The 26,752-nt window shown below is 60.7% G+C and carries 25 protein-coding genes and 1 tRNA gene; 13 read left to right on the top strand and 13 right to left on the bottom strand.

The window, feature by feature from the left end; translation table 11 throughout:
• Positions 1–142: 142 nt before the first annotated feature.
• Entirely contained in the window at positions 143–2,401 is a 2,259-nt protein-coding gene (locus BHQ40_RS01440) for a TonB-dependent receptor (RefSeq protein ID WP_070151366.1), read from the bottom strand.
• 470 nt (positions 2,402–2,871) lie between these two features.
• Between BHQ40_RS01440 and BHQ40_RS01435 the strand changes: the two genes are divergently transcribed.
• Positions 2,872–3,444: a PepSY-associated TM helix domain-containing protein gene (locus BHQ40_RS01435; protein WP_070151364.1), complete on the top strand. Its 573-nt coding sequence runs from the start codon at positions 2,872–2,874 to the stop codon at positions 3,442–3,444.
• Between the two features lie 167 nt (positions 3,445–3,611).
• On the opposite strand, the gene BHQ40_RS01430 is transcribed toward BHQ40_RS01435, so the two are convergent.
• From BHQ40_RS01430 to BHQ40_RS01420, 3 genes are all read right to left on the bottom strand, one after another.
• Positions 3,612–3,687 (bottom strand) — tRNA-Ile (locus BHQ40_RS01430).
• A gap of 40 nt (positions 3,688–3,727) precedes the next feature.
• Positions 3,728–4,780: a polysaccharide deacetylase family protein gene (locus BHQ40_RS01425; RefSeq protein WP_070151451.1), complete on the bottom strand. Its 1,053-nt coding sequence runs from the start codon at positions 4,778–4,780 to the stop codon at positions 3,728–3,730.
• Between the two features lie 61 nt (positions 4,781–4,841).
• Complete coding sequence (locus BHQ40_RS01420) at positions 4,842–6,545, bottom strand: sensor histidine kinase (RefSeq protein ID WP_070151362.1); 1,704 nt, start codon at positions 6,543–6,545, stop codon at positions 4,842–4,844.
• A 180-nt stretch (positions 6,546–6,725) separates the two neighbouring features.
• Between BHQ40_RS01420 and BHQ40_RS01415 the strand changes: the two genes are divergently transcribed.
• A complete protein-coding gene (locus tag BHQ40_RS01415; protein ID WP_070151359.1) occupies positions 6,726–7,196 on the top strand; it encodes an Lrp/AsnC family transcriptional regulator in 471 nt (156 codons plus the stop codon).
• A gap of 10 nt (positions 7,197–7,206) precedes the next feature.
• Here the strand turns inward: BHQ40_RS01415 and BHQ40_RS01410 are convergent, their stop codons facing one another.
• Both BHQ40_RS01410 and BHQ40_RS01405 read right to left on the bottom strand, forming a co-directional pair.
• Complete coding sequence (locus BHQ40_RS01410) at positions 7,207–8,472, bottom strand: tetratricopeptide repeat protein (protein ID WP_070151357.1); 1,266 nt, start codon at positions 8,470–8,472, stop codon at positions 7,207–7,209.
• A gap of 1 nt (position 8,473) precedes the next feature.
• Complete coding sequence (locus BHQ40_RS01405) at positions 8,474–9,763, bottom strand: hypothetical protein (RefSeq protein WP_070151355.1); 1,290 nt, start codon at positions 9,761–9,763, stop codon at positions 8,474–8,476.
• Between the two features lie 290 nt (positions 9,764–10,053).
• Between BHQ40_RS01405 and gyrA the strand changes: the two genes are divergently transcribed.
• Genes gyrA through BHQ40_RS01390 form a run of 3 tightly spaced genes read left to right on the top strand, consistent with a single transcriptional unit; the run spans position 10,054 to position 13,957 of the window.
• On the top strand, positions 10,054–12,729 hold the full coding sequence (gyrA, locus tag BHQ40_RS01400; RefSeq protein ID WP_070151353.1) for a DNA gyrase subunit A: 2,676 nt from the start codon (positions 10,054–10,056) through the stop codon (positions 12,727–12,729).
• A 3-nt stretch (positions 12,730–12,732) separates the two neighbouring features.
• Entirely contained in the window at positions 12,733–13,080 is a 348-nt protein-coding gene (locus BHQ40_RS01395) for a DUF952 domain-containing protein (RefSeq protein ID WP_070151351.1), read from the top strand.
• Between the two features lie 19 nt (positions 13,081–13,099).
• Entirely contained in the window at positions 13,100–13,957 is an 858-nt protein-coding gene (locus BHQ40_RS01390) for an SMP-30/gluconolactonase/LRE family protein (RefSeq protein WP_070151349.1), read from the top strand.
• A gap of 4 nt (positions 13,958–13,961) precedes the next feature.
• On the opposite strand, the gene BHQ40_RS01385 is transcribed toward BHQ40_RS01390, so the two are convergent.
• Entirely contained in the window at positions 13,962–14,351 is a 390-nt protein-coding gene (locus tag BHQ40_RS01385; RefSeq protein WP_171905725.1) for a VOC family protein, read from the bottom strand.
• Positions 14,352–14,436: 85 nt separating this feature from the next.
• Here BHQ40_RS01385 and trmFO point away from each other — a divergent pair, with 85 nt between their 5' ends.
• Complete coding sequence (gene trmFO, locus BHQ40_RS01380) at positions 14,437–15,792, top strand: methylenetetrahydrofolate--tRNA-(uracil(54)-C(5))-methyltransferase (FADH(2)-oxidizing) TrmFO (protein ID WP_070151346.1); 1,356 nt, start codon at positions 14,437–14,439, stop codon at positions 15,790–15,792.
• Here trmFO and BHQ40_RS01375 read toward each other — a convergent pair.
• A complete protein-coding gene (locus BHQ40_RS01375; protein ID WP_070151344.1) occupies positions 15,789–16,250 on the bottom strand; it encodes an EF-hand domain-containing protein in 462 nt (153 codons plus the stop codon). The two genes, trmFO and BHQ40_RS01375, sit on opposite strands and share 4 nt — an antisense overlap.
• A gap of 54 nt (positions 16,251–16,304) precedes the next feature.
• Entirely contained in the window at positions 16,305–16,967 is a 663-nt protein-coding gene (locus BHQ40_RS01370; protein ID WP_070151342.1) for a hypothetical protein, read from the bottom strand.
• A 135-nt stretch (positions 16,968–17,102) separates the two neighbouring features.
• Here BHQ40_RS01370 and BHQ40_RS01365 point away from each other — a divergent pair, with 135 nt between their 5' ends.
• The 3 genes from BHQ40_RS01365 to BHQ40_RS01355 are packed head-to-tail and all read left to right on the top strand — an operon-like array spanning position 17,103 to position 20,259.
• Complete coding sequence (locus BHQ40_RS01365; protein WP_070151340.1) at positions 17,103–18,980, top strand: pilus assembly protein; 1,878 nt, start codon at positions 17,103–17,105, stop codon at positions 18,978–18,980.
• On the top strand, positions 18,980–19,591 hold the full coding sequence (locus tag BHQ40_RS01360; protein ID WP_253183213.1) for a TadE/TadG family type IV pilus assembly protein: 612 nt from the start codon (positions 18,980–18,982) through the stop codon (positions 19,589–19,591). Before BHQ40_RS01365 ends, BHQ40_RS01360 begins: the two co-directional genes overlap by 1 nt.
• Positions 19,588–20,259 (top strand): TadE/TadG family type IV pilus assembly protein, encoded by a 672-nt coding sequence (locus BHQ40_RS01355; protein ID WP_070151334.1) that lies wholly within the window; start codon positions 19,588–19,590, stop codon positions 20,257–20,259. Before BHQ40_RS01360 ends, BHQ40_RS01355 begins: the two co-directional genes overlap by 4 nt.
• Before the next feature lie 64 nt (positions 20,260–20,323).
• Here the strand turns inward: BHQ40_RS01355 and BHQ40_RS01350 are convergent, their stop codons facing one another.
• The 4 genes from BHQ40_RS01350 to eno form a co-directional block, all read right to left on the bottom strand.
• Complete coding sequence (locus BHQ40_RS01350) at positions 20,324–21,733, bottom strand: pyruvate dehydrogenase complex E1 component subunit beta (RefSeq protein ID WP_070151332.1); 1,410 nt, start codon at positions 21,731–21,733, stop codon at positions 20,324–20,326.
• Positions 21,733–22,806, bottom strand: coding sequence for a pyruvate dehydrogenase (acetyl-transferring) E1 component subunit alpha (pdhA, locus tag BHQ40_RS01345; protein ID WP_070151330.1), 1,074 nt, complete (start codon positions 22,804–22,806; stop codon positions 21,733–21,735). The genes BHQ40_RS01350 and pdhA overlap by 1 nt, the downstream gene beginning before the upstream one ends.
• Positions 22,807–22,921: 115 nt before the next feature.
• Positions 22,922–23,233, bottom strand: a complete 312-nt coding sequence (locus tag BHQ40_RS01340; RefSeq protein WP_070151328.1) for an FtsB family cell division protein — start codon at positions 23,231–23,233, stop codon at positions 22,922–22,924.
• Positions 23,234–23,300: 67 nt separating this feature from the next.
• A complete protein-coding gene (gene eno / locus BHQ40_RS01335; RefSeq protein WP_070151326.1) occupies positions 23,301–24,575 on the bottom strand; it encodes a phosphopyruvate hydratase in 1,275 nt (424 codons plus the stop codon).
• 197 nt (positions 24,576–24,772) lie between these two features.
• On the opposite strand from eno, the gene BHQ40_RS01330 reads away from it, so the two are divergent.
• From BHQ40_RS01330 to BHQ40_RS01315, 4 genes are read left to right on the top strand one after another with little or no spacing between them, the layout of a single operon-like run.
• Positions 24,773–25,333, top strand: a complete 561-nt coding sequence (locus BHQ40_RS01330) for a hypothetical protein (RefSeq protein WP_070151324.1) — start codon at positions 24,773–24,775, stop codon at positions 25,331–25,333.
• Positions 25,334–25,384: 51 nt separating this feature from the next.
• Positions 25,385–25,798 carry a phage holin family protein gene (locus tag BHQ40_RS01325; protein ID WP_216094839.1) on the top strand — a complete coding sequence of 138 codons (414 nt, stop codon included), beginning with the start codon at positions 25,385–25,387 and terminating at the stop codon, positions 25,796–25,798.
• A complete protein-coding gene (locus BHQ40_RS01320; protein WP_070151320.1) occupies positions 25,795–26,115 on the top strand; it encodes a hypothetical protein in 321 nt (106 codons plus the stop codon). Before BHQ40_RS01325 ends, BHQ40_RS01320 begins: the two co-directional genes overlap by 4 nt.
• A gap of 2 nt (positions 26,116–26,117) precedes the next feature.
• Positions 26,118–26,741 (top strand): hypothetical protein, encoded by a 624-nt coding sequence (locus tag BHQ40_RS01315; protein ID WP_070151318.1) that lies wholly within the window; start codon positions 26,118–26,120, stop codon positions 26,739–26,741.
• Positions 26,742–26,752: the final 11 nt, after the last annotated feature.

Raw genomic sequence — 26,752 nt, 5'->3', positions numbered from 1 at the left:
AAAACGCCATCATCACTCTGGTCTACCGCTTCAGGGTATCATTGCATGGCCGGGTGGCGCCATTCACCTTTCGGCAAAGCAGCATCCCATTCCGGGCGCATGTCCGCCGCCACAAACGGCGGCGGACATGCGCCTTTTCTCTTCAAAAATATTTGGTGACGGCAAGTCCATATGTCGCCGGGGCAGCGGGCTGACCGACGATGAACGATCCGTAGACCGCAGACGCCATGGAGTTGGCGACATAATAGAGCTTGTTGGTCACATTGCGGCCGTATGCGCTGACCTTCCAGTCACCACGGCGAACAACGTCCAGATAGAGGTTCAACTCCCAGAAGGACGGCTGCGACATATAGTCCAGATTGAAATGCGAGAATTGCTGCTTGCTGGTCCAGCTAAGCTCGGCGCGAGGTGTTATGTCCGCAAAGCTTGGATGGAAGGTGTAACCGACCTCACCGACCAGCTTATATTTCGGTGCGGAGATGAGCTGATTGCCGGCAAGGTTGGTCACCACGTTCGTCACCGGATGAGAGTCCGTCAACTCGCGATATTCATTGTGCAACCATGCAAGATTGAACGCGAGCCTCAGATCATCAACTGGGAGCACCGTGATCTCAGCTTCCGCACCATAAAGCCGCGCCTTCGCCGCGTTGATGGTGATATTTCCAGGCGTCGGGAGGAACCGGACGACGTTGAACTGAAGATTGGTGTAATCATAATAGAAGCCAGCAAGGTTCAGCCGCAGCCTGCGGTCAAACAGGTCGGCCTTAATGCCACCCTCATAGTCAACCAGCTTTTCAGGATCGAAGGCCGGCCTTAGCTGGCCAAAGTCAAATCCGCCGCTTTTGAAACCGCGGGAATAAGAGGCATAGGCCATGACGGTATCGCTGATCTGGTAATGGATCGCGACCTTCGGGTCGAAGGATGACCAGGAAGCGCTGTTCGTGCTCGTGCGATAGCAAAGAGTGCGTCCGGGAACAAAACCGCCCACTGCAGGCGCCGGACAACCAACGACTGGCGCCGGGTTGCGCGTAAAGACATTGACGAAATCGATCAGGTTAAATTGATCGATGCTGCGCTTCTCATAGCTGTATCGCGCGCCGATATCGATGCCGAGCTTATCGGTGACGTGAAGCGTCCCCTGGGCGAAGGCCGCATAGGCATTCGTTTTCTGCGCGCCACCGGAACGGAAACCCACATATAGGGGGAACTGACCCCCTCCAAAATAGAGTGGTGAAACAGCCGCATCCAGAACGAAGTCGTTCTTTTCGTGGAAATAAAATCCACCCACAACCAGATCGATGAGATCGCTCTTTAGCGCCAGCCGCAATTCCTGCGACAATTGCCGCGATCCGGTGGCGAGGTCGACCGCCGTACCCAGTGAATTGGAATTGTCGGTAGAACTGATGCTCGCCTGATCCAGATAACGATAGCCGGTAACGGATGTCAGCTCCAGGCTGTCGGAGAGCTTGAGAACAGCGTTCCCGGTCAGCCCGAAATTCTCCATGAAAAACTGCTGATCCACGCCTGCCCGGTCGCGCGGGTTGGACGGGTGGACATAGCCCCTGGCGACATTCACGTCCGCGCGGAACGGGTTCGGCCGGACGAAGGCGTAACCGCCCGCATTGTCATCCTCCCAGCGATATTCGCCGGTCAGGGTAAAATGGAAGGTTTCCGACGGTTCAAAGCGCAGCTTGGCGCGAACCGCCCTGCTACGCTCGCTGTCCACGGGGTTTCCGGTCATGACATTCTTGCCGAAACCATCGCGATCATTGGTCTGAAAGGCCAATCTTGCCGAAACCGTGTCGGAAAGCGGGCCGCTGATCGCGCCTTCGGCGCGGATCAGATTATAATTGCCCACCGTGAGCGATGCATATCCATCCAATGTGTTGGTTGGATCATTGGAGATGATGTTGACCGCACCCGCTGTCGCATTGCGGCCGTAGAGAGTTCCCTGCGGACCGCGCAACACCTCGATGCGGTTGAGGTCGAAAAGCGAACCGAGAGCGGCTTGCGTGCGCCCATTGACGACATCATCGGTATAGATTGCGACGCGACCGTCAAAACCTGCAGCGCTGTTGCCCACAAGCCCAACGCCGCGAATGAATACGCGCGCATCGCTGCCAACGCGGGAGAAATTGAAGTTCGGAATGGACCGGGTAAGCGCGTCGATATCGACAATGCCCCTGTCCTTGAGCGTGTCGCCGCCGACCGCGGTGATGGCGAGCGGCGTTTGCTGCACGCTCTGCGCCTGACGCTGCGCCGTTACGACGATATCCTCGATTTTCGCGCCTTTATCGGCCGACGCCTGTTCTGCAGGAGCCGGCTCCTGCGCATAGGCAGTCGCCGCGCCGAACACCGACACAGTAAGGATTGCGGACGTCGATAGGAATTTGCGAAGCATGATTATCCCCTCCCAGAGTATCCGCCAGATCAAACGCCTCCTCGTCATATTATTGCGAGAAGTGCGCCTAAATTTGGCACGTGAGGTTAGTCACAGAGATAAATTGGGAACGCCATCGCCCTTTGAGCAAACGAGCCTTGCCAATGCACTAGGCCGCCTCGCCCACTATCAGCAGGCCCCTAGCGATCTTTGAAAAAACGGCAAAGGACCGGCAATCTCAATAACGCTCAGTCCGCGAAGACCGATGGCGGAATACTGCCTTGCCGAACGGCGAATTGGCCCATCAACCGCCGACTGATAGCCTGTAGCGATTTCCTTTCTAATTTCGTTGAGAAACGATCAACTACCAAGATGAATCGCGAATTTTCCAGATAAATTCTAGCAATAATTAGAAATTATCTGAAACTTATACCAAAATCCAAATAAATAATTTCCGCTGATCCAATAATAGTAATGTGGGGAGAGAAATTTTGAATGCTTTGCGCAAATATCACAGATGGATCGGCCTGGTCGCCAGCATCATCCTCATCATTATCGCGCTGACCGGGCTTGGGCTTCACATTGATCAGACCGTGGCGATGGGCGAGTTGGGACGCGGCCCCAAACTGCCGCCAAAGCCGGTTCGTCAGCCCGCTGAACTTCCCGACCCGACAGCCGCCGGTGCTTTCATCACAGAAGGTCTGCAGAGAATAAAATTGCAGCAAAGCGGGCACCATGTGCTTGAAGTCCATGTTAATTACGGTGGTAGCGAGACTAAGGGCTTTGCCGTGCTTGCCGATCTCTCCGCCAAAGAAGCCAAGCCCAAGCGGATCGATCTGGCGACGGGCGCGCAGTTGCCGGGGCCACCAGAATTGGGTGGCCGCTGGCACCTTATCCTCCAGGAAATTCACGCCGGCCGTCAATTTGGCTGGCTGGGCACGATAATCAGCATTTTGAGCGGCGTAAGCCTCTTATTCCTGTCGGGAACGGGGCTGTGGCTTTACATTGAAATGTATCGCAAACGCCTGAAAGCCAACAGGCGCAACCTGTTCTGGGATCGATGACAGGGCTTTGCACGCTAGAAGGCTGGCTGGAAGGAAGGAGGAAAGCTCACACGCCTCCTTCCGGCACCTGGCAGCACCCAAAAAGGGACCTTCGCCATATCGGGCGCGAGGTGACGCACAAGATAGCGCAACATTCGCGCTGCTTTTCTGCCTAAACGCCGGAAAAATGGTGGGCCCGGCAGGACTCGAACCCGCAACCTAGCCGTTATGAGCGGCCAGCTCTAACCGTTGAGCTACAGGCCCCACCTGTGCAGCATACTGCCGGGCGGGCAGTAGCCGAGGGTCAGGCCGCTTGGCAAGCCGCTTGGTCACCGATTTGGGCGCGCGGCGGAACGGCTGCGAGAAACCGGGCCAAAGTGGCGGGGCGGACGCCGCGTTGGTCGAGATGCTCCAGAACAATCTCCCACCACTGGTAGAAGGCGCTAAGTTCGGCGGCATCACGCACATAGGGGGTATGTCCGGGTTCCAGCGTCGGCGAGTGAAAGCTGAGATTGATAACCCGCGTGCCGGTTTCGAGCAGCGCGTCGATCGCCTCGCAGGCATCGCGCGCCGGTACGCCCTCCGGCGTCAGGGGTACGCGGCTGAGCAACCGGGCGCGCGCCAGCGCAGCCCGCATCGGTCCCATCGCATGCGCCGCCCAATAGAGCGACTGCCCTGACCCGCGCAGCAGGCCGGTAAAGGCCGTGGACAGCGGCAGTTCGATAAGATTGCGCTCCGGCCCCGCCCAGAAGGGACCAAGCGGCATGCCATAGAAATCCGGGCCATGGTCGGCCGAATAATCAAACCGGCTCCGTACGGACGTATCCAGGCGGAAACCCATTTCCTCCAGCAGCCGCGCCGTGTTCGGCCCGGCGCCATACCGGCCGGCGCGATAGGCGATGGGTGCCTGACCAAATGCAATATGAATGCGGTCCCGCAAGGCCTGCAGCTTCGCGCGCTCCACATCCTCCGGCAGGAAGCCTGCGTAGCTGTTGGCCCGGTTCACATCCTCCACAAAGGGCGGATTGACCCATGGGTGAAGATGCGCGCCGATATCGGCCGATCCGTCCGACACCCACTCGCTCATCATCGCAACGACCGCTTCATTATCCAGCATCGGATAATCCGTGACATAAATAGGCTTTACGCCGGCGGCCGCGAAATACGCCTGGCCCTGCTCCAGACCCTTCAGGGCCGTGACGGTATGCGCTGTGCGGCTGAAAGGCGCATCCCAGTCAAACTCCTCCTCGGTATCGACGAAAAGGAGGAAGCGCGTCCCGAAGGTGCGATCCAGTTCGATAATGTCTTCGGCTGCGGGCGGATGAAGCAGATTGCCGTCGGGGATATGTGAATGCATGCCAGAGTCGATACCGGCAAATGGTTGCCATTGCGTTTGCAAGGGCGCCCTGTCGTGCATGTCAGGAAATATCCGGCCCGTCTTCGGGAGCGACGGCCACTGCCGGCATGGCCAGCAAAAACCGTCCGCCGTCAATGTCCAGGCTGCCCGCGCTGCTGGCGGCGAGGCTGCGGATCAACCGCAGCGAAAAACCAAGGCCGAGCAGCGGACCATCGGGCCAATCGCCATCGGGCCCATAGCCGGGATCGAGGAGTTGCACCTCATCCATCCCAGCCAGCGTCGAAGGACGATCCATCGCCAGGATGACGCGGCCGGACCCGCTATCCGGCTGGAACCAGCAGGAGCCGGTGATGGGTTCGCCTTCCGGCGCGACTGATATCAGCGTCCGCAGAAGATGCTGAACCATGCGCTCCGCCTGGATCGGATCAAGGCGCGCCTGGGGCAGCCCTTCGGCAACAGAAATGGTGATTGGGCGCGTTTCCTTGCCGCGATCGACCCGGAACCGGGTGGCTATCCGCGCGATCAGCAGCGCTGCATCGACCGGACGCGGCTCCACGACATCCTCACCACGCGAAACGCGCGCTGCAAGGTCAAGATCGTCAAATGCCGAGAGCAGGCGGCGCGCGTCGCCCATAATCTGCGACGCCATGTCGCGATACTGCCTGCCCGCCGGGCCAAAAAGCTGTTGCTCGATGATTTCGGCAAAACCAAGGATCGCGTTGAGGGGGGTGCGCAGTTCATGCACCAGTTGCCGCACCGAATCCGCGGACAAGCCGCCCAGCGCCAGCTTGTCCCCATCGGATGTCGCAGGCACCTCGTGCAAGTGCGGCCGGCGCGCCTGCCCCCGGAAGCCCTGGAACCGCCCGGTTTGCGAATCGAAGAAGGGCACGGCGGACAACCGCCATTCACCGGCCAGCACGCCATCCACAATCGTAAACCGGCCGTGCTGAAACCCGCTGCGGCGGGAAAATGCGCCGGATACATGCGCGTCGGGGCCGCTTCCGCCGGGCAAGGCGGGGTCGGCAATGCTCAAGCCGATCAGCGCCGCACGGGGACCTTCATCCACCCAGGTAATGGCGCCGTTCAGATCCGTTTCGAAGCTGAACCGGCGTAGCGGCGCCGCTTCGGCCGGGCGCAACGCGGCGGGGGCGGCCTCGCCAGCCTTCTGCCTGCTGGTGCTGGTATATTCCTCGATCCGGTCGACAAGGCGGCGAATCTGGCTTTCGTCTTCGACCGGCGGCGCTGCGGGAGAAACGAGGGAAATGTCTGGTTTGACCTCTGTGGGCGTAACCGGAACGGATTCCTCCACGCCTTCGCTGGTCAGCAGCAGGTCGGCCTGGCCAAACGCCTTCAGCGCCCGGACGGTTTCCGGCCCCAGATCTCTGCGATTGCGAAGTATGCCGCGCGCCGTTGGTCCCAAAGTGGAGAGCAGGTCCGGCCAAATGTCGTCGGGCAGGCGCGCGCGCGCCATCGCCGCAGCGCAGATAGACGGCCGGTCGTCAGCGAAAAAGCGGATGAGAGACGGCGAACGAAGCCGTGTCCCCAGCTCGACAACCGTGGATATGCGTTGCGTTTCGGTCACTTTGGAGCGGAGCGAATCAAGGCGGTCAAGCAACGCATCCCGTTCATTCGCGGGCATGGCGGGCTGTCCCGGCCGGTCATTTTGCGCCAGCAAATCCACGCACTGACGCCAGAGCGTTACCGCTCCGGGGCCGCTCCGTTCTTCTGCGGCCAGTACCGTCTGCATAAGATCATTGAAACGCACGCGATTCCCCGGTGAAAGCTTTTGATTTGATGCTTCCTTGCCAAGTGAATTAAGCTGCGCTGCGGTAAAGGGAAAGCGACGATGCGGTCCCAAAATCGGTCGTCGCATAGTGGGACAATTGCATTATAGTGCAATAATATTATGATGCTGGGCGCATCTAGGAAAGGAAATTGTCGGCGAATGGCAGGTTCGAACATTGACGACATCGACATGCAAATTCTGGCGGAATTGCAGGATGATGGCCGGATGACAAATGTCGATCTTGCGAAGAAGGTCGGCCTTACCGCTCCACCCTGTTTGCGCCGGGTCAGGGCGCTGGAGGACAGCGGCACGATCCGCTCCTATCATGCTGATGTCGATGCAGCCTCTCTGGGCTTTACCATCACTGTATTCGCCATGGTCAGCCTGAAAAGTCAGGCGGAAGACGACCTGAAAGCATTTGAGGATCATGTCGCCGCGCTGCCTGAGGTGCGGGAATGCCATATGCTGAACGGAGAGATAGACTTCATTTTGAAGGTCGTTGCGCGTGACCTTCAAAGCTTCCAGCAATTTCTGACCTCGAAGCTCACTCCAGCGCCGAATGTGGTGAGCGTCAAAACGTCGCTCACCATTCGGACCTCAAAAAGCTCGCCCGGCGTACCGCTACGCTAGGCCAAGCAATTCAGGATGGCGGCGCGGACATGGCGGGCGTAAGGCCGGTTTTGGCCTGCGCCTGCTGATCCACCCAGACATTCCAGAAACCGGCGACATTCGTCCAGTTTCCGCCAGCCTGCGCCAGAGCCGCCTTCCCGCCCGGCAGATCGCCAGACCGCGCCAGCGCTACACCCAACCGGCCGTTGACCCGCGTGGGATCTATCCCACCCTTGGACAAGGCGAGGCGATACTGCTCCACCGCTTGCGGATATTGGCCCAGCGAGAAATAGACGTCTCCCACTTCCAGCGCAGGCATACCGTTCGATGCAGCCTTGGCTTTCTTGACCTGCGCCGGCAGGGCGGCGATCGTCTTGGGCGCCTTGACCTTCACGGTCTTTAGCAGCTTGGTCGTTTCCACCTCGGTAGCGTCCAGCTTGCCCGCCGTCCGGCCTGCGTCGATGACCGCCTTGGCTTCCGCATCATATCCGGCTGCCGACGCCAGCGTGGAATAGCTGCGATAGTCCCTCTCGCTTGCCATGGCTCCGGTCGCGGCCTGAAGGCGATACAGGTCAAGCTGCAGTTGCGGGTCGACACCGGGAGCAGTCAGATAATTGGCGAGGCAGGAACGCCAGTTGCCCTCGCTCGGATAGGCCCGGAGCTTGCGTTCGCACCATTTGGCGACTTCGCCCCAGCTACCCTGCTTGTACGCAACCCCGATCGCCCGGTCATACCAGGTGGCGGGCACCGGTTTGCCGGCCGCCTTCTGCTGTTCCATGGCCTGATCCACCAGCGCCAGCCCTTCCGTGGGCTTGCCCGATTTGATCAGGATATCGGCGAGCAGCACAGTGCTTTCAGTGGTGTTATACCCCATCTGCCGCGCATAGTTGATCTGCGCCAGCGCATCATTGAATACGCCCAGATAATAGGAATAATAAGCAGCCAGATAGCGCAGATACGGCTCCTGCCCCGCAGGAACGGCCTTGCTTTCCAATATGTCCGTCAGAGCCTTGCGCTTGGCCTGCGGGTCACCACGCTTGGCGGCGACCTCCATGCGAAGCGCAGCCGCCGTGTAATTTTCCAGCGGGTTGGACGGCAGCAGCGCAGAAACCTGCGCCGCTGCTCCATTTACGTCGCCTGCATCAAGCGCCGCGCGCGCCTGACCCGCCGCAGCCCGGAAGCTTCCGGTCATCAGCGCATCGGTCGGCTTGTCACGCGCAGCGATGCCTTGCGTTGCCGGAACCATGGCCATCGCCGCCGCGAGAACCAGGCCACCGCGGCGGACTAAGGCGCGCATCTCAAGCTGCCTGCTTGGTGGACAACCAGAGCAGCCAATATTCGGCGATCGATTTGCGCGCGCCAGTCGTCACCTGCTCGAACGCAGACTTCGCGCCAGCGGCGTCGCCCGATAGCGCCAGGGCGATACCAAGCCGGGTGTTGACTTCGCCCGCATCGACGGAACCCTTCTGCAGGGCGGTGCGATACAGCGAGATCGCCTTGGCATAATCCTTATAGCCAAGATAGGCATCGGCAGTCGATGCCGCCGGCCGGCCAGTCGGCGCCTTGGCTGCGCTTGCCTCGCCTGCCGCCAGGGAAGCCTTGTCCTTGGCGATACCCTCGTTCGCCTGGCCATAATAATCGGCGAACTTGGCAGGTGCGATCTTGCCCGCAGCGCGGCCTTCCTCAATCACGGACTTCACCTCGCCCAGCAAGCCGGACTTGCTGGCGATATCGATATATTCGCCATAGGCGCCTTCGCTCTGGAAGGAACCGGTCTGGCGCATCAGGCGCAACAGATCGAGATTCTCGCCACGCGTGATCGTCTTGTTCGTATCCTGGAAGGTGCGGAGCAAATTGCTCCAGTTCTTGCCCGACGGATTGGCCATCAGGTTCTGCTTCGACCAATCGGCCGCGTCCGGCGACCCGGAAACATAGGCAATGGTGAAGCCGCGCTCCATCCAGGCCGCCGGAACCGGCTTGCCCGCCGCCTTCTCTACCTCGATCGCCTTCTTGAGCGGGGCCAGACCCTGCTGGGCAACCGGCTTGGACGCAGCATTCAACTGGCCTGTGCCGCCGCTGGCGACGATCGCCTTCTGGAAATAGCTCTCGGCCAGAAGCAGCGGAGAGGAGCTGCCTTCATATCCTGCGTCGGTGGCCTTCTGCAGATAGGGAATGGCGTCATCATAATCCTTCGCATCATAGGCGAGCTTGCCCGCGAAGAAATTGAACTTGGCTTCGTCCGGACCAGCGGTTCCCGTCGCCAGCATCTGCTTGATGCCATCGCGCTGCTTCGCGATGTCGTTGGTGCCGGTGCCGAGCTGCAGCACATAATATCCGACCATATATTTGTCGTCGGGGCTGGTCGCGGCCGCCTGCGCCTCGCCGAGAGCGGCGGCGAGGGCCGCATAATCCTTGGCCTGCGCGGCCTTATCAAGCGGCTGGGCCTTTTCCACAAAAGCCTTGCTGAAATTCCGCTTGGGCGCTGCGGGCTCCTTTTCCTTCTTCGCGGCGAATGCCGGCGTGGCGACTGTCGCAGAACCGGCGACGGCAAGCATCAGGCCGAGAACTACGGGGGAAACAAGACGCATGGTTAATCTCCTCTCAAGGCAGCGGACCGGCACCGTCCTGCTCCGGGGGTTGGAGCTAGGCAGTGGACGGTGAACAACTGTTGAACAGCCATATAGATGCGCAATTCCGGCCTGTCATAAGGAAGTGAACGATCCATCGCTGCACAGCAACGGTTCGTCGGCAGCGTAACACATCAGCATTCTTTGCCCGTGCGCGCGCGTATGCGCGCGAGGGGTGACAGGGGTGTTTCGCTGGTCTAGGGGAAATGCAGCAACGCTTGCACCCTTAATCCAGATAAAGAGAATTGCCCTTGAGCACCGACGAGCTTCTCGCCGATCCTTCGGATATCAGCCCGATCAATATCGTCGACGAGATGAAGGCGAGCTATCTCGACTACGCCATGTCCGTCATCGTCAGCCGCGCCCTCCCGGACGTGCGTGATGGCCTGAAACCCGTCCATCGCCGCATCCTTTTCGCCGCGCAGGAATCGGGGTTCGTCTACAACCGTCCTTACCGCAAGTCGGCGCGCCTCGTCGGCGAGGTGATGGGTAAATATCACCCGCACGGCGACAGCTCGATTTACGACGCATTGGCCCGCATGACCCAGGATTGGTCGATGCGCGTGCCGCTTATCGACGGCCAGGGCAATTTCGGATCGATGGACCCCGATCCCCCTGCCGCGATGCGTTACACCGAAGCGCGCTTGGCGAAGGTGGCGAACGCACTGCTTGACGATCTCGACAAGGATACCGTCGATTTCACGCCCAACTATGACGCATCGGAAAGCGAGCCGCAGGTTCTGCCCGCGCGCTTCCCGAACCTGCTGGTCAATGGCGCGGGCGGCATTGCCGTCGGCATGGCGACAAACATCCCGCCGCACAATCTGGGCGAGGTCATCCGCGCCTGCCTCGCCTATATTGACAATCCCGGCGTCACCGTGGACGACCTTATCGCCATTGTGCCCGGCCCCGATTTCCCGACATCGCCCCTGATCTTGGGCCAGTCCGACGCGCGCAGCGCCTATCACACCGGCCGCGGCTCCATCATGATGCGCGCCCGGCATGAGGTTGAGGAAGGCCGGGGAGACCGGCGCTCCATCATACTTACCTCAATCCCCTATCAGGTCGGCAAGAACGGCCTTGTGGAAAAGATCGCGGAAGCCGCCAAGGAAAAGCGGATCGAGGGAATCAGCGACATCCGCGACGAATCGAACCGCGAAGGCGTTCGGATCGTCCTTGACCTGAAGCGGGATGCAACGCCCGATGTGGTGCTGAACCAGCTCTGGCGGAACACGCCCGCCCAGTCGAGCTTCCCGGCCAACATGCTCGCCATTCGCGGGGGTAGGCCGGAGTTGCTGAACCTGCGCGATATCATCGAGGCTTTCGTCAAGTTCCGCGAGGAGGTGATCACTCGCCGCACCAAGTTCGAGCTGAACAAGGCGCGTGAACGGGCGCATATCTTGCTGGGCCTCGTCATCGCGGTCACCAATCTGGACGAGGTCGTTCGGATCATCCGGGGATCATCCAGTCCGGCCGAAGCGCGAGAAGCGCTTCTGAACCGCGAATGGCCGATCGCGGAGATCGCGCCCTATATCCGGCTGGTCGAGGCGATCGACACGGATGTTACTGGCGACAGCTATCGCCTCACCGAAATTCAGGTGCGCGCAATCCTCGACCTGCGGCTGCACCGCCTGACCGCGCTGGGCCGGGATGAAATCGGCAATGAACTGGCGGGACTCGCCACCGCCATCACCGAATATCTCGCCATTCTGGGCGATCGCGTGAAACTATACGCAGTCATGCGTGAGGAATTTGAGGCGATCGAGAAGGAGTTTGCCACCCCCCGCCGGTCGGAGATCGCTCCGGCAGCCGATGGCATCGATGACGAGGACCTGATCGAACGTGAGGACATGGTCGTCACCGTCACGCATCAGGGCTATATCAAGCGCACGCCGCTCGAAACCTTCCGGGCGCAGGCGCGTGGCGGCAAGGGCCGTTCGGGCATGGCCACCAAGGATGAGGATGCCGTCACCAACCTGTTCGTGACCAGCACCCACACGCCGGTCCTGTTCTTCTCCACACATGGCAAGGCATACCGCATGAAGGTGTGGCGCCTGCCGGAGGGCGGGCCAGCCACGCGGGGCCGGCCAATGGTCAACCTTTTGCCGCTGGCGGCGGGAGAAACCATCTCCACCGTCCTGCCGCTTCCGGAGGACGAAGCCGAGTGGGCGAAGCTCCATATCATGTTCGCCACGGCTAAGGGTTCGGTGCGCCGCAACTCGATGGATGCTTTCACCAGTGTCCGTGCGGCGGGCAAGATCGCCATGAAATTCGATGAGGGCAGCGACGACCGGCTCATCGGCGTCGCGCTGCTCGATGAGACAAACGACGTGCTGCTCGCCACGCGTCAGGGCAAGGCGATCCGCTTCTCCGCAACTGATGTCCGGGAGTTCCAGAGCCGCGATTCGACGGGCGTACGCGGCGTGACGCTCAAGGACGGGGATGAGGTCATCTCGCTTTCGATCCTTGGCGGCTTCGACGCCACGCCGCAGGAGCGCGAGGATTATCTGCGCGCCGCCCCGTGGAAGGAGAATGAGAACGTCCCGGCCCTTTCGCCCGAACGGATGAAGGAATTTGCCGATGCGGAGCAGTTCATCCTGACGGTCTGCGCCAATGGCTATGGCAAGCTCTCGTCCGCCTATGATTATCGGCGCACCAATCGTGGCGGTCAGGGCATCACCAATATCGACAATATCGCCCGCAATGGCTCCGTCGTGGCGAGCTTTGCAGTCGTCCATGATGACCATCTGATGCTGGTCACCGACCAGGCCAAGCTGATCCGCATGGGTCTTTCCAGCATGCGTGTCATCAGCCGCAACTCGGCTGGCGTCCGCCTGTTCAATGTCGCCAATGACGAGCATGTGGTAAGCGCCGCCCGCATCGAGGAAAGCGACGACGGCGAGGAAGAAGCAACGACGGAAGCCTGATCGGTGGCAGAGCTGTTCGCCTACAAGATTCTCACGCGGGAGCAATTTGCCGCCCTGCGTGCAGACGGCATATTCGCCGGAGCGCCTGTGGATCTGGCCGACGGCTACATCCACATGTCCACCCGCGCGCAAGCCGCCGAAACCGCTGCGAAGCATTTTGCCGGTCAGGATGATCTTGTTCTGGCGATGGTCGACCTCTCCTCCCTGGGCGACGGGGTAAAGTGGGAGGAATCGCGAGGCGGTCAGCTTTTTCCGCATCTTTACGGTGATTTGCCCCTCGCTGCCGTGACAACGCATGCTAGGTTGCGGATCGGCCCGGACGGGAAACATGAGTTCCCCGCCGGCTTCTGACGCCGTCCGGGAGGGGATCATGGCTGAATTTGAGATATTGGCGTCGGGATACCGCTTCGTCGAAGCCCCCCGCGTGGACGGCAATGATATTCTCTATTTCGCAGACCTGCTCGGCGGCGGCGTGCACCGCCGGGATTTTCATGGCTGCAAACCCGTCCTGCCCGGCCGGATGTGGGTCGGCGGCGTTCTCATGAATGCAGACGGCCGCATCATCTGTTCAGGCAAGGGCGGTCTTGTCATTGCGAACCCCGACACCGGAGATGCCGCAGATCTTCTGACGGAAATTGACGGTGAGCCAATCATCGCCGTGAATGATATAGAGGCTGCATCGGACGGCGGACTCTATGGCGGCACCATCGACTTCACCGCCGCTTTTGAAACCCATCAGCCGCTTTCCCCCGGCAAGCTTTTCCACCTGTCGCCAAATGGACAGACGACCATATTCCGCGATGACGTCTTCGCCTCCAATGGCATCAGCTACAGCCCGGATCGTGGCACGCTCTATCATTCGGAGACGTCCATCGGCATCTGGGCATGGGATGTCGGGCACGACGCCATGCTCGCCAATGGCAGGATCATCATCGAAGTCGAGGACAGCGACGGGCTGGCCGTCGATACAGATGGCGGCATCTGGGTGGCCTGCTACCAAAGCGCGGAGGTGATCCGCTACATGCCGGGCGGTCAGGTGGACCGGCGCATTCCCCTGCCCTTCCCCAACATCATCAGCCTGGATTTCGGCGGTCCGGGCGATCGCTGGCTCTATGTTTCGACCGGCGGTCAAAATGCCGAGGGAGAGCCTGTGGGCGGCGTCATCCGGTTTGACACCGGTATCCGCGGCATCCGTTCCGCAACGGCGCGATTTGGCCGGACAATCTGACGCTTCATTCCGGCGCGTGGCACACTGCCTCGATATTCATCCCATCCGGGTCCAGAATGAACGCCGCATAATAATTGGCGTGATAATGCGGCCTGACGCCGGGCGCCCCATGATCCTCGCCGCCCGCCGCCAGCCCGGCGGCGTGGAATGCATCGACCAGCGCCCGGCTTTCCACGGCAAAGGCGATATGCGTGCCTTCGCCAACCCGTTCGTTGTCGCCGATCCAGAAATAGGGCTTGTCGGCATGGCCGTATCCAAAGGCCGTTCCGCCGCTCTCGGTGACCTCTCCGGCTATCTCCATGATCATGCGAATGCCAATCGCGCCAAGCAGGGCGTCGTAGAAACTGCGGGACCGGTTGGCATCGGCGACCGCAAAGCCGATATGGTCGATCATCTCAATTCTTTCCCTATGGCATGGAACTGTCCTACAGGGCCGGTTCTCGTCCGCATCATACATGCATAACCGGTGACTTTCGAAAATGACCCATGCCCTCCCCCAAGTCCATATCATCGGCGGAGGCCTGGCCGGGTCGGAAGCGGCATGGCAGCTCGCCCAGGCCGGCGTGCAGGTACGCCTTTCGGAGATGCGCGGCGGCGGCGACATGACGCCTGCCCACCAGACCGATGGTCTTGCCGAAATGGTTTGCTCCAACAGCTTCCGTTCCGATGATGGAGATCGCAACGCGGTCGGTTTGCTCCATCGGGAGATGCGCGCGCTTGGATCGCTGATCATGCGTGAGGCGGACAAAGCGAAAGTTCCAGCCGGATCGGCTCTGGCAGTCGACCGCGACATATTCTCCGAAGGCGTAACCCGCGCATTGATGGAGCATCCCAATGTCGAGATCGTCCGTGAGCGCATCGACACCCTGCCCGCCGAGGGGCTGACGATCGTGGCGACCGGACCGCTGACCGCCATGACTCTCGCCGGCAGCATTGGCGCGGCGACGGGCCTTGAGTCCCTCGCTTTCTTCGACGCAATCGCCCCCATCATCCACCGTGACAGCATAGATATGGACATTTGCTGGATGGCGAGCCGATGGGACAAGGTTGGCCCGGAAGGCGACGGCAAGGATTATATCAATTGCCCGATGAACCGGGAGCAATATGCCGCCTTTCATCAGGGATTGCTTGATGGCGAAAAGACGGAGTTCAAACAGTGGGAAAAGGACACGCCCTATTTTGAGGGGTGCATGCCGATTGAGGTGATGGCTGCGCGGGGTCTCGACACATTGCGGTTCGGGCCGATGAAACCGGTTGGCCTGGACGACCCCCGCACGGGCCGCTGGCCGCACGCCGTGGTGCAGTTGCGGCAGGACAATGCCCTGGGCACGCTATGGAACATGGTCGGATTCCAGACCAAGCTGAAGCATGGGGCGCAGATCGCGTTGTTCCGCACCATTCCTGGATTGGAGAAGGCCGAATTTGCCCGGCTGGGCGGCCTGCACCGCAATACCTTCATCCAAAGCCCGAAGCTGCTCGACAATGAACTGCGCTTGAAAGCCGCCCCTCACATCCGCTTCGCCGGTCAGATCACGGGATGTGAGGGATATGTGGAGAGCAGCGCCGTTGGGCTGCTTGCAGGGCTATATGCCGCCGCCGAGCTGGCGGGCCGGAAAATCTCGTCGCCGCCATCCACAACAGCGCTTGGCGCGCTACTGGGCCATATTACCGGCGGCGCAGAGGTGGAAAACTATCAGCCGATGAACGTGAATTTTGGCCTGTTCCCGCCAATGGACGATGTTCGTAAAAAGCAGCGGAAGGAAGCCATGACCTCGCGGGCAGGCGCTGCCCTGGCGGAATGGATCAAGCAAGCTCCCATTAGGGCGCCAGCCTAACAACCGCATTTCGGATCAGGTTTCGGCTTCGGCGCCGTCTTGGCGAACTCCGCTGGCGTAACCCGTCCGTTCCCGTCACCGTCCGCAGCGGCAAAGCGTTCTCCGGTCGCAACGGCCCATTCCTCGAATGACAGCAGATTATTGTGGTCGGTATCGAGCTGCCTGAACGCCTTGACCCGGCTGGCCATCATCTCGTTGCGCGTGATGATGCCGTCCCGGTCCCTGTCATAACGGTGGAAACGCCGTTCCTCGCGGCTCTCCGGCGTCGCGCTCGCCGGCATTGGCGGCGCTTCGCCAATGGCATTCGGGTCTCCCACGGGGATCGTATCCGGCGCGGCCTTGTATGCGGCAACGGGTGGCGCGGATTCCTGCTCGACGGCCGCGCGGCCCTGCCACCAGAAAAGCCCGGCTGCGACCATCAATAATCCGGCCATGCCACCCGCCAGAATCCGGCTCATATGATTATCCCCCGAAGGATTGCTCATATGCCGCATGACAGGGAAAGCCAACGGTCACCGGCCAAACAAAGCAATCCGCACCAAATGGAAATACATGCCGGGCGTGAGCGATCCAGGCGCGGCCCTGTCCCGCAGGATATCGCGGCGGGCAAGACCGAGGGCGATCTTCTGCGCCTTCCATTCGCCAGGCCACGGCAGACCTTTGGTAGCAGGCAGATAATCACGCGCCAGCATGATGGCCCGATCGGCCGTCGCCCCGCTGGTCACATGCCCCGACAAGTCCCAAAGCGCCCAGACAGCGCCAGCATTTTGCAGCAGCGCCGATGGATCATCCGGCTCCCCGGCCAAGGCCGAAAATAGCCCGCCACCCCGCCGCTCCGCAAAGGCTCTGAGCGCCGTATCATCCGGCGCGTCCGGTCCGATCAGTTCCTCCCATCCATCGATCATGGCGAGGCATCCCTTGCCCGCAGCCATTCCAGCAGCGCGCCACGCATCAACCAGCGGATCGCCGCGCCCCTTTGCCTGCGCCGCGTCGGTCAGCACCTCATGCCACCAGGTCAGGCGCATCTGTCCGATCACCGGTTCTCTTGTCGTCCGCACAATATCCGCCAGCCGCGCATCAAAGGCCCAGATCAGGCGATGTCTTGCCGCATCCCGGCCGCCATAGGCCGACAGCAAGCGCGCCAGCGGCACAATCTCCAACCCATCCTCATCCATTCCCGCCGCCCGGAATCTCTGTCTTTAGGGTGGAATTAACCATGTCGCTGTAGGCGTCCTTAACTACTTCTGATGCATGGGAAGCGGTGGTTTCGCCCTGTGGGGGGGCGCCCAGGCTTTTGGGTGAGACTGTCTATGACGAAAAACGGTCACGTTTTGAAGGGATTCCTTGGCCGCCTGCTGCAAAGCCAGGCCGGCAACGTCCTTGCGATGGTCGCTGCAGGAGTCTTCCCCATGCTTGGCCTGCTTGGCGGCGGCATCGACATGAGCCGCATTTTTCTTGCCAAGAACCGGCTTCAGTTCGCGTGCGATTCCGGCGCTCTCGCCGGTCGCAAGATGATGGGCGGCGGCGCGTGGTCGGCAAACAGCAACAAGGCCAACACCACGGCGGAAAATATCTTCAACGCCAACTTCGTCAGCGGAGCCTATGGCACCAGCGGCCTGACCAAGGCGTTTTCCGAAGATGCCGGCAATGTGACCGGCACGGCATCGGTTGTCGTTCCGATGATGATCATGAAAGTGTTCGGCTTCACCACCAAGACGATCAACGTCACCTGCTCGGCGGAAATGCGCATTCCGAACACGGACGTCATGTTCGTGCTCGACACCACCGGCTCTATGGGCAGCAAGGCCAACTCGTCGGATACGATGACCAAGATCAACGGTCTTAAGCTGGCCGTGAAATGCTTCTATGAGGCGCTGGCAAAACTCGACATCAATGACGCGAACTGCGGCAGTACGCCATCGGGCGGCAACAGCGCCAATGTTCAATTGCGCTTCGGCTTCGTCCCCTATTCGTCGAACGTGAATGTCGGTGGGCTGCTCAGCAACGACTGGGTCGCCAATAATGCGCTTTATCAATCGCGCGTGTCGGCTGTGACCGGAGGCTGGTCCTATTATTCGGGCGATTCAACGACGACGACCAGCCAACAAAGCAATTGTAACAACCTTCCGGCAAATACAAAAAATACGGTCAACAATTCTCCCCAAGCGGGTTATCGTACAACGAACGGTGATTGGTATACCTGCACCGCCAATTGGTGGAACAGCCAATCCACATTAAGCCGCAACCGTTACACCAATTATGTCGAGCAGCCCGATTATGCCTACACCTATCAACCGGTGACGCATGATGTGAGCGCATTGAAAGCGGGCGGCTATACATGGAACAGTTCGGTCAACCTGCCGATCGGCTATGCCAATGCGATGACATCGGTCGCGTGGGACGGCTGCATCGAGGAGCGCCAGACCTGGAAGAACAGCGACGGCAACGCCACGGACGACTATAGCCCGGTTCCGGCATCCGCCTATGACATGGACATCGACATGGTGCCATCCACGGCGAACCCGGCGACGCAGTGGAAGCCGCTGCTGCCCAATGCTGTATGGGGCCGGTACAATAGTTCGGGCAACAACAGCTATGCGAACGTCACCTCGACGAGCGATCTGAGCCGCAACTACAGCTATGCCTGCCCCGTCGCATCGCGCAAGCTGCAGGAATATCCTACGGCGAACACCTTCAAAAACTATGTGAATTCGCTGAGCGCTAACGGCAATACCTATCATGACATCGGTCTTGTGTGGGGCGCCCGCCTCATGTCTCCAACCGGCCTGTTCGCCAGCGAAAACGCCTTCACGCCGGCAGGCGGCCAGATCGAGCGCCATCTGATCTTCATGACGGACGGTGATACGGTCACGAGCAACACCGGCTACACTTCACAGGGCGTCGCCTGGTGGGATCGCCGGCAAACAACCGACTCCAGCGCGCCGTCAAACGGCATTCTCGACGATACCGTCAACGCCCGCACCACCGCGCTTTGCACGGCGATCAAGAACAAGAATATCACGCTGTGGGTGATTTCCTACGGCAGCGGGGTCAGTTCGGCCGCGCAGACGCGATTGCAGAACTGCGCATCGCCCGGCCGCTTCTATTCGGCGTCGGACAGCGCCTCTCTGATTGCCCAGTTCAAGGCGATCGCCGACGAAATCTCGCAACTGAGGCTGACAAACTGATGGCTATGCTCAATCGCCTGAAGCGCCTGCCAAAGGACGAACGCGGCCTCTATGTGACCGAGTTCGCACTGGTCGCGCCTGTGTTCCTGATCACGCTGCTCGGCACGTTCGATATGGCGCACGGCCTGTATATGCAGACGGAGCTGCAGGGCATCATCCAGAAGGCCGCGCGCGACCTCACCCTGGAATCGGGCACCGAAGCCGCGAAGCAGGCAGCCCTGGACGCCAGCGTGGAGGCGCGTCTCAAAAATCTGGCGAAGAATGCGACCGTCACTTTTTCGCGGCGCAATTACAAGGACTTCACAAAGGCGGCACAGGCTGTTGCTGAGCCTTATACCGACACCAACGCCAACGGGCGCTGCGATGCAGGCGAACCCTATCAGGACAATAATAACAACAGCGTCTGGGACAAGGACGGCGGTGACGACGGCCAGGGCGGCGCGAAGGACAATGTCGTCTACACCGTGTCGGTGTCCTATCCGCGCATGTTCAAGTTCAGCCTTATCGGCCTGCCGGCCACGACGACCATGCAGGCCAGCACAGTGCTCGCCAACCAGCCCTATGGCGACCAATCTGAATATGCGGCCCCTACCGCAAGGAACTGCACATGATGGCGCGCCTTCCCCTGTCCCCGCTCTCGCAAATCCTGGCCAGGCTGCGCCGCGACACTAGCGGCCTTGCTTTTGTCGAGTTCGCGCTTTGCCTTCCCTTCGTGGTGACGGTGGCGATGGGCGGCGCGGAACTGACCAATTACACGACCACCAAGATGCGCCTCAGCCAGGTCGCCGTCCATATCGCCGACAACGCATCGCGGATCGGCACAGGCACCGTGCTGTCGAGCAAGACCATCAGCGAGGCGCAGATCAACGATCTGCTCACTGGCGCCGGTTTGCAGGCGGGCAAGACCAATCTCTACACCAACGGCCGCGTCATTCTGTCCAGCCTGGAACCCGTGGCCAATCCCAATACGACTGACAGGTTCAGGATTCGCTGGCAGCGATGCAGAGGATCAAAAACCTGGCCCTCCAGCTATGGCACAGCCGGACAGACCAACATGACCGGCATCGCGGTAAACGGGCAGACGCTGAAGGCGCCCGACGATGGCGCGGTGATGTTCGTTGAAATCGCCTACGACTATAAGCCGCTGATCTCGACGGCCTTCGTGCCGAAATCCATGATCAGAGAGGTTGCCGCCATGACCGTACGCGACCAGCGCGACTATACCGGCGGCACCAACGGCGTCTACAATACGGAGAATGTCGTAGCGTCCACCTGCTGACCGGCGTCTGCCGGCCAGGACGCTTTGAAAGGCCGGGGCGGCATGAACCGCCCCGGCCCTTCATTCATTTATAGCAGACCTGCTTGGCCGCCTTCACCACGCGGGCGGCATCGATCAACGCCGCCTTCTCCAGATTGGCGGCGTAGGGCAGCGGCACATCCTCATTGGTGACGCGCAGGACCGGGGCGTCGAGATCGTCAAAGCCCTTTTCCATGACGACTGCGGCAATCTCGCTCGAAATCGAGCAAACCGGCCAGCCTTCCTCGACAACCACCATGCGGTTGGTCTTTTTCAGGCTTTCAAGCACGGTTGCCGTATCCAGCGGTCGCAGGGTGCGCAGGTCGATAACCTCCGCCTCGATCCCCTCACCCGCCAGCGTTTCGGCAGCATCAAGCGCCAGGCCCACGCCGATCGAATAGCTGACGATCGTCACGTCGCTACCGGCCCGCACGATCCGCGCCTTGCCGATCGGCAGCACATAATCGTCGACTTTCGGAATTTCGAAAGTGCGCCCGTAAACCAGCTCGTTTTCCAGGAACACGACCGGGTCTTCCGAGCGGATCGCTGCCTTCAGCAACCCCTTGGCGTCAGCGGCGTCATAGGGCGCGATCACGATAAGACCGGGAACGCTGGCATACCATGGCCCATAATTCTGGCTGTGCTGCGCACCCACCCGGCTGGCCGCGCCATTGGGCCCGCGGAATACAACCGGACACCGCATCTGTCCGCCGGACATATAATTGGTCTTTGCGGCCGAGTTGATGATGTGGTCGATCGCCTGCATGGCGAAATTGAATGTCATGAACTCAACGATAGGCTTCAAACCGCCCATCGCCGCGCCGGTGCCAACCCCAGCAAAGCCATATTCGGTGATCGGCGTGTCAATCACCCGCTTCGGCCCGAATTCTTCCAGCAGGCCCTGCGTGACTTTGTAAGCGCCCTGATATTCGGCGACTTCCTCGCCCATTACGAAAACGCGGTCATCGGCCCGCATTTCCTCCGCCATGGCGTCGCGGAGCGCCTCGCGCACAGTGACCTTCACATATTCCGTACCTGCCGGAATATCGGGGTCGGCCAATGCGGGCTTCGCCTTGCTCTCCAGCTTTGCCGTACCCGATTCCGCCTTTTTAGGCGCTTCTGCGTCTTCAGCCTTGGCGGGCGCAGCTTCGACGGCTGGCTCGGCCTTGGCTTCCGCCGGTTCCGGTGCGGCTGCTGGCGCAGCTTCCGCCCCGCCTTCACCCGCCATGGTTGCGATGACCGTGCCGACTTTCACGCCGTCGGTTCCTTCGGGCACCATGATCTTGCCGATCTTGCCCTCATCCACGGCTTCGAATTCCATCGTCGCCTTGTCGGTCTCGATCTCGGCGAGAATATCGCCGGATTTGACTTCGTCGCCTTCCTTGACCAGCCATTTGGCGAGCGTGCCTTCCTCCATGGTCGGGGAAAGCGCTGGCATCTTGATCTCGACACCCATCAATATTGCTCCACCAGCACGTCAGTATAGAGTTCGGAAGAATCAGGCTCCGGCGAGGATTCCGCAAAATCCGCCGCCTCGGCAACGATCTTGCGAATTTCCTGGTCGATCTTCTTCAACTCGTCCTCGGTCACGCCCGCAGCTTCCAGATGCTTCTTGGCGCCTTCGATGGGATCGGACTTGTCGCGCATTTCCTGCACTTCCTCGCGCGACCGGTATTTCGCCGGATCGGACATGGAATGGCCGCGATAACGGTAGGTCTTCATTTCCAGCAGGATGGGGCCTTTGCCGGCCTTTACCCAGGCCAGCGCTTCCTCGGTCGCGCCGCGCACGGCCAGCACATCCATGCCATTGACCTGCAGGCCGGGAATGCGGAAGCTTTCGCCACGCCGGTACAACTGATCCTCTGCGGAGGAACGATTGACCGACGTGCCCATGGCGTACTGATTATTCTCGATGACGAAGATGATCGGAAGCTTCCACAGCTCCGCCATGTTGAAGCTCTCATAGACCTGGCCCTGATTGGCCGCGCCATCGCCGAAATAGGCAACGCACACGCCGCCATCGTCGCGGTATTTATGCGCAAAACCCAGGCCCGTGCCCAGGCCAACCTGCGCGCCGACGATGCCATGGCCGCCGTAGAATTTATGCTCGACGGAGAACATGTGCATGGACCCGCCCTTGCCGCGGGAAATGCCGGCCGCGCGGCCGGTCAGTTCAGCCATGATCACCTTGGGATCGATGCCATAGGCCAGCATATGGCCATGGTCGCGATAGCCGGTGATCACGCTGTCCTTGCCTGGCTCCAGGGCGGACTGGATGCCAACGGCAACCGCCTCCTGCCCAATGTAGAGATGGCAGAATCCGCCAATGAAACCCAGGCCGTAAAGTTGTCCGGCCTTTTCTTCAAAGCGGCGGATAAGAGTCATCTGCCGGTAGAATTCGAGCAATTCTTCCTTGCTCGCTTTGTAATCGACGGGGGTATCGGGCCGTTCCCGATTATGATCGGCCGGTGCAGGAACAGCCGAAGCGTCCTTTGCCTTGTCGGCGCGCGACGTAGTGGTTTTTGCCAAAGGAAGAATCCTTCTCGCTTTGTCCGGGGAGGAGTGCCGGATATAGGATCAGTGTAAGGGACAATGCAACGGCAACCGCCACTCCGGCGGGCCAAAAAGCCAAATCTTTACGCCGTTAATTCAGCGGAACGACCACTTCATCGGGATGATTGAGGCCAAGCTCCCGCCGGATGAGCTCATCGGCCATATCCGGGTCCGTCCTGCGCGGATCAAGCAGGTCGACCCGGTTCTTCAAACGGTTCCGGTCGGCCTTGACCACCGCGAGTTCCGCCTGGGCGTTGTGCAACTGGCGGGAATAATCCCCCCAGGCCAGCAATCCGCGCGGACCCAATATCGCGTAGCCCGCAAAGAGGAACAGCAACAGCACTGCCAACGCCGGCCCAAGGGCGGAGAAAAGCAGCATGCGAAGCTTTACGATATGAGCCATATCGCCTTGAATCACAGGCGATTCAGGGTTGCAAGGAAATATTGGTTAACTTGCGACCAAAGCCGCATCATTTGAAGATGGAGCGGCCTGCATAGATAGCAATATCGCCCAGTTCTTCCTCGATGCGGATAAGCTGATTATATTTTGCAAGCCGGTCCGACCGGGCAAGGCTGCCGGTCTTGATCTGGCCGCAGTTGGTGGCGACGGCAAGGTCTGCGATGGTTGCATCCTCGGTTTCGCCCGATCGGTGCGACATCACCGCTGTATAGGAGGAGCGCTGCGCCAGGCTGACGGCGGCCAGAGTTTCGGTCAGCGAACCGATCTGGTTGACCTTGACCAGCAGGGAGTTGGCCAGCCCCTTCTCAATGCCCATGGCAAGGCGCTTGGGATTGGTGACGAACAGATCGTCGCCGACCAGTTGAACCTTGCCGCCAATCTTATCGGTCAGCGCCTTCCAGCCTTCGAAATCATCCTCGCCCATGCCGTCCTCGATCGACTTGATCGGATAGTCGGCGCACAGCGCGGCCAGATAATCGGCCATCTCGACCGGGCTGAGCGACAGGCTCTCGCCTGAAATCTCATATTTGCCGTTCTTGAAGAATTCCGTCGCCGCGCAGTCAAGCGCCAGCATAACGTCGTCGCCCGGCTTGTAGCCCGCCTTCTCGATCGACAGCATGATGAAGTCCAGCGCATCGCGGGTCGAGGCGATATTGGGCGCGAAACCACCCTCGTCGCCAACCGCCGTGGCCAGCCTCTTGTCGTGCAGGCCCTTCTTCAGCGTATGGAAAATCTCCGAACCGATCCGCACAGCGTCGGCGATGCTCTCCGCGCCGACCGGCATGATCATGAATTCCTGGAAATCGATCGGATTGTCGGCATGTTCGCCGCCGTTGATGATATTCATCATGGGCACCGGCAGGACATGCGCGGACACGCCGCCAACATAGCGATAGAGCGGCAGGCCACGGGCATCCGCCGCCGCCTTTGCCGTGGCAAGGCTGACGCCCAGAATGGCGTTCGCGCCCAGGCGGGACTTATTCTCCGTGCCGTCGAGCGCGATCATCGCCGCATCGACATCGCCCTGATCCTCGGCGTCGAAACCGACAATGGCATCGGCAATCTCCGTATTCACGGCCTCGACCGCTTTCAGCACGCCCTTGCCCAGATAGCGCGCCTTGTCGCCGTCCCGGATCTCGACCGCTTCATAAGCGCCAGTCGAAGCGCCCGAAGGCACCGCGGCGCGGCCGAAACTGCCGTCTTCCAGCATCACGTCCACTTCAACCGTCGGATTACCACGGCTGTCGAGAATCTGGCGGGCGTGGATGTCGAGAATGGCGGTCATCGAATTTCCTCAGCTTCTGACGCCGGCGCGGCGTTTTGTCGGCGTCCGCTTAGCCAGAGGCGGGCGATATGGCAATGGCGGCGGGACACGCAAACCAGATGCTCCCGAAATGCGACAGTATCGGGGTGCATTACGCACGCGGAACTGTTATTTGGCCCATGCATTGATGGCGCACAGATTGCAGGAGTTTACAGAAAATGGCCGATACTGCCGAGTCCACGCCCAAGGCGCCCCGTAAACCTCGTAAGCCTCGCACGCCCAAGGCTGCGACAGCGGCGCAGGCTGCGGCTGTGAAGGCGGCACCGGTAAAGAAGGCCGCGACCCGCAAGGCGGCTGCGCCCAAGACGGCCGCGCCCCGGAAACCGCGTGCGACGAAAGCGAGGACCGCAAAGGCAAGCACCGCCTGGAAGGCGCAGGCCGACCAGATCAAGGAACAGGCCGCAAAGACGGCGCGGTCGGCTGCTGGTTCCGCCAAGGACAAGACCGGCTCCGCGATGCAGGGTCTTGCCAAGCTGATCGCCGACACGGCTGGCACCGTCGATGCAAAACTCGGCCCGCAATATGGCGACTATGCGCGTTACGCCGCCGAAGCCGTGGCTGGAGCGGCCAAGTCGCTGGACGCCAAGGATGTCGACCAGCTCGTTGGCGAAGCGCGCGATTTCGTCCGTAAAAGCCCTGCCGTCGCCATCGGCGCGGCGGCCGTGGTCGGCTTCGTGCTGATGCGGCTTGCCAAGGGTTCGGGTTCGGACAACGCCTGAACTTTTCCTGGCGGGACCAGTCGCCGTCTAACCGGGGCATGATTGCGAACCGTGACAGAAGCCAGAGAAACTTCATCTACCGGCCCGTTCGGAGAGAATGGCGCAGGGACAGCCCTGCCGCATGATCGGCCGGTGAAGGAAGAACCCTTGAAGGAGGTATTGCGGCGGCTGGTCGATGACGGCCGGGCCTATGCCGACGCGGAAATCAACCGGCAAAAAATACGCGCGGCATTCATCGGGTCTGGCCTGCGAACGGTCGCCATTCTTGGCGCGGTCGCCCTGATACTGCTCTTTGGTACATTAGTGACTCTGATGATCGGGCTGGTGTTCGCGTTGGCGCCCTATCTAACCCCGCTGGGGGCGACCTTCGCTGTGTCGATCACCGCTCTGCTGATCGTGGCGATCCTCCTATACGCCGCGAAGCAGCGTCTCCGCCGCCTTTTCCCCGATAAGGACAGGCCATGAGCGATATGGATGATTATCGAAGGGCCAGCGCAGAAGCGGATGTTGCGCGTCAGCGCTTTCTTTCCACCTTTGGCATCGCTCGCGATCGTCTGTCGGCATCCCGCCTGAAAGCGCGTGCGCAGGCGGCGCTGGTTGAAGCCCTGCAGGACAGCGGAAAACAAGCCCGCTCCGTCGTGACACGCCATCGATTTGCCTTGGGCGGCGCATTGGCCGCTATCATTGTTTTTGTCTTCCGTCGTCCGCTTACGGCACTTTTCAAGCGCTTATACGTTTTTGGGCGGGACAAATATCGCGAGAGAAAGCTTTCGGAGGATTAACTATGAGCAGCGACATTCACGATCAGCTTGGCCGCATTCGCGAATATGCAGACGGCAAAGCCGGAGCCGCGGTGGAAAGATTGAACGGTGCGCGAAAGGCTGCGGGTGAAAGCTATGCGACCGCGCGTGACCAGGGCCTGAAGGCGGCAAGCGCTGCCAATCGCTTCATCGTCGAGCATCCGATTGCGGCCACTGCAGCGGCGGTTGCTGCGGGTGCGCTGATATCCCTGCTGTTCCCGCGTGGCCGTGCGGCCGCCAAGGCTGCTCCCGGCATAGCAACGGCTGTGGGCGCACGCGCTCTGGCGGCAGCGAAATCGGCCAAGGATGCGCTGGAGCAGAGCGAGGCCGCAGAAGCTGTCCGCGTCCGCGCCGGTGAAGCGGCGGCGGCGGCGCGCGCCAAGGCTGCGGAGCTGACCTCCACCGCCCGGACAGCGCTTGCCGATGCAGACATTCCCGCAACTGTCCGTTCGCGCGCAACCGAGGCGGCAGAGGCGGCGCGCGAGGCCATCGAGCGCGCGCGCCTGCCCGAACGCGCATCCCGCCTTGCGGAGAGTGCGGCGCATAAGGCCGGCGACGCGCTCATCGCTGCGGGCAAGGCGGTGAACCAGCGCTTGCCAAAGGCCTGACAGGCCCAAAG

Source organism: Sphingobium phenoxybenzoativorans, assembly GCF_001757355.1.
In the GTDB taxonomy this organism is placed as follows: Bacteria; Pseudomonadota; Alphaproteobacteria; order Sphingomonadales; family Sphingomonadaceae; genus Sphingobium; species Sphingobium phenoxybenzoativorans.
Note: the sequence above shows the minus strand (reverse complement) of the source record. Positions and strands in the feature narration are given on the sequence as shown.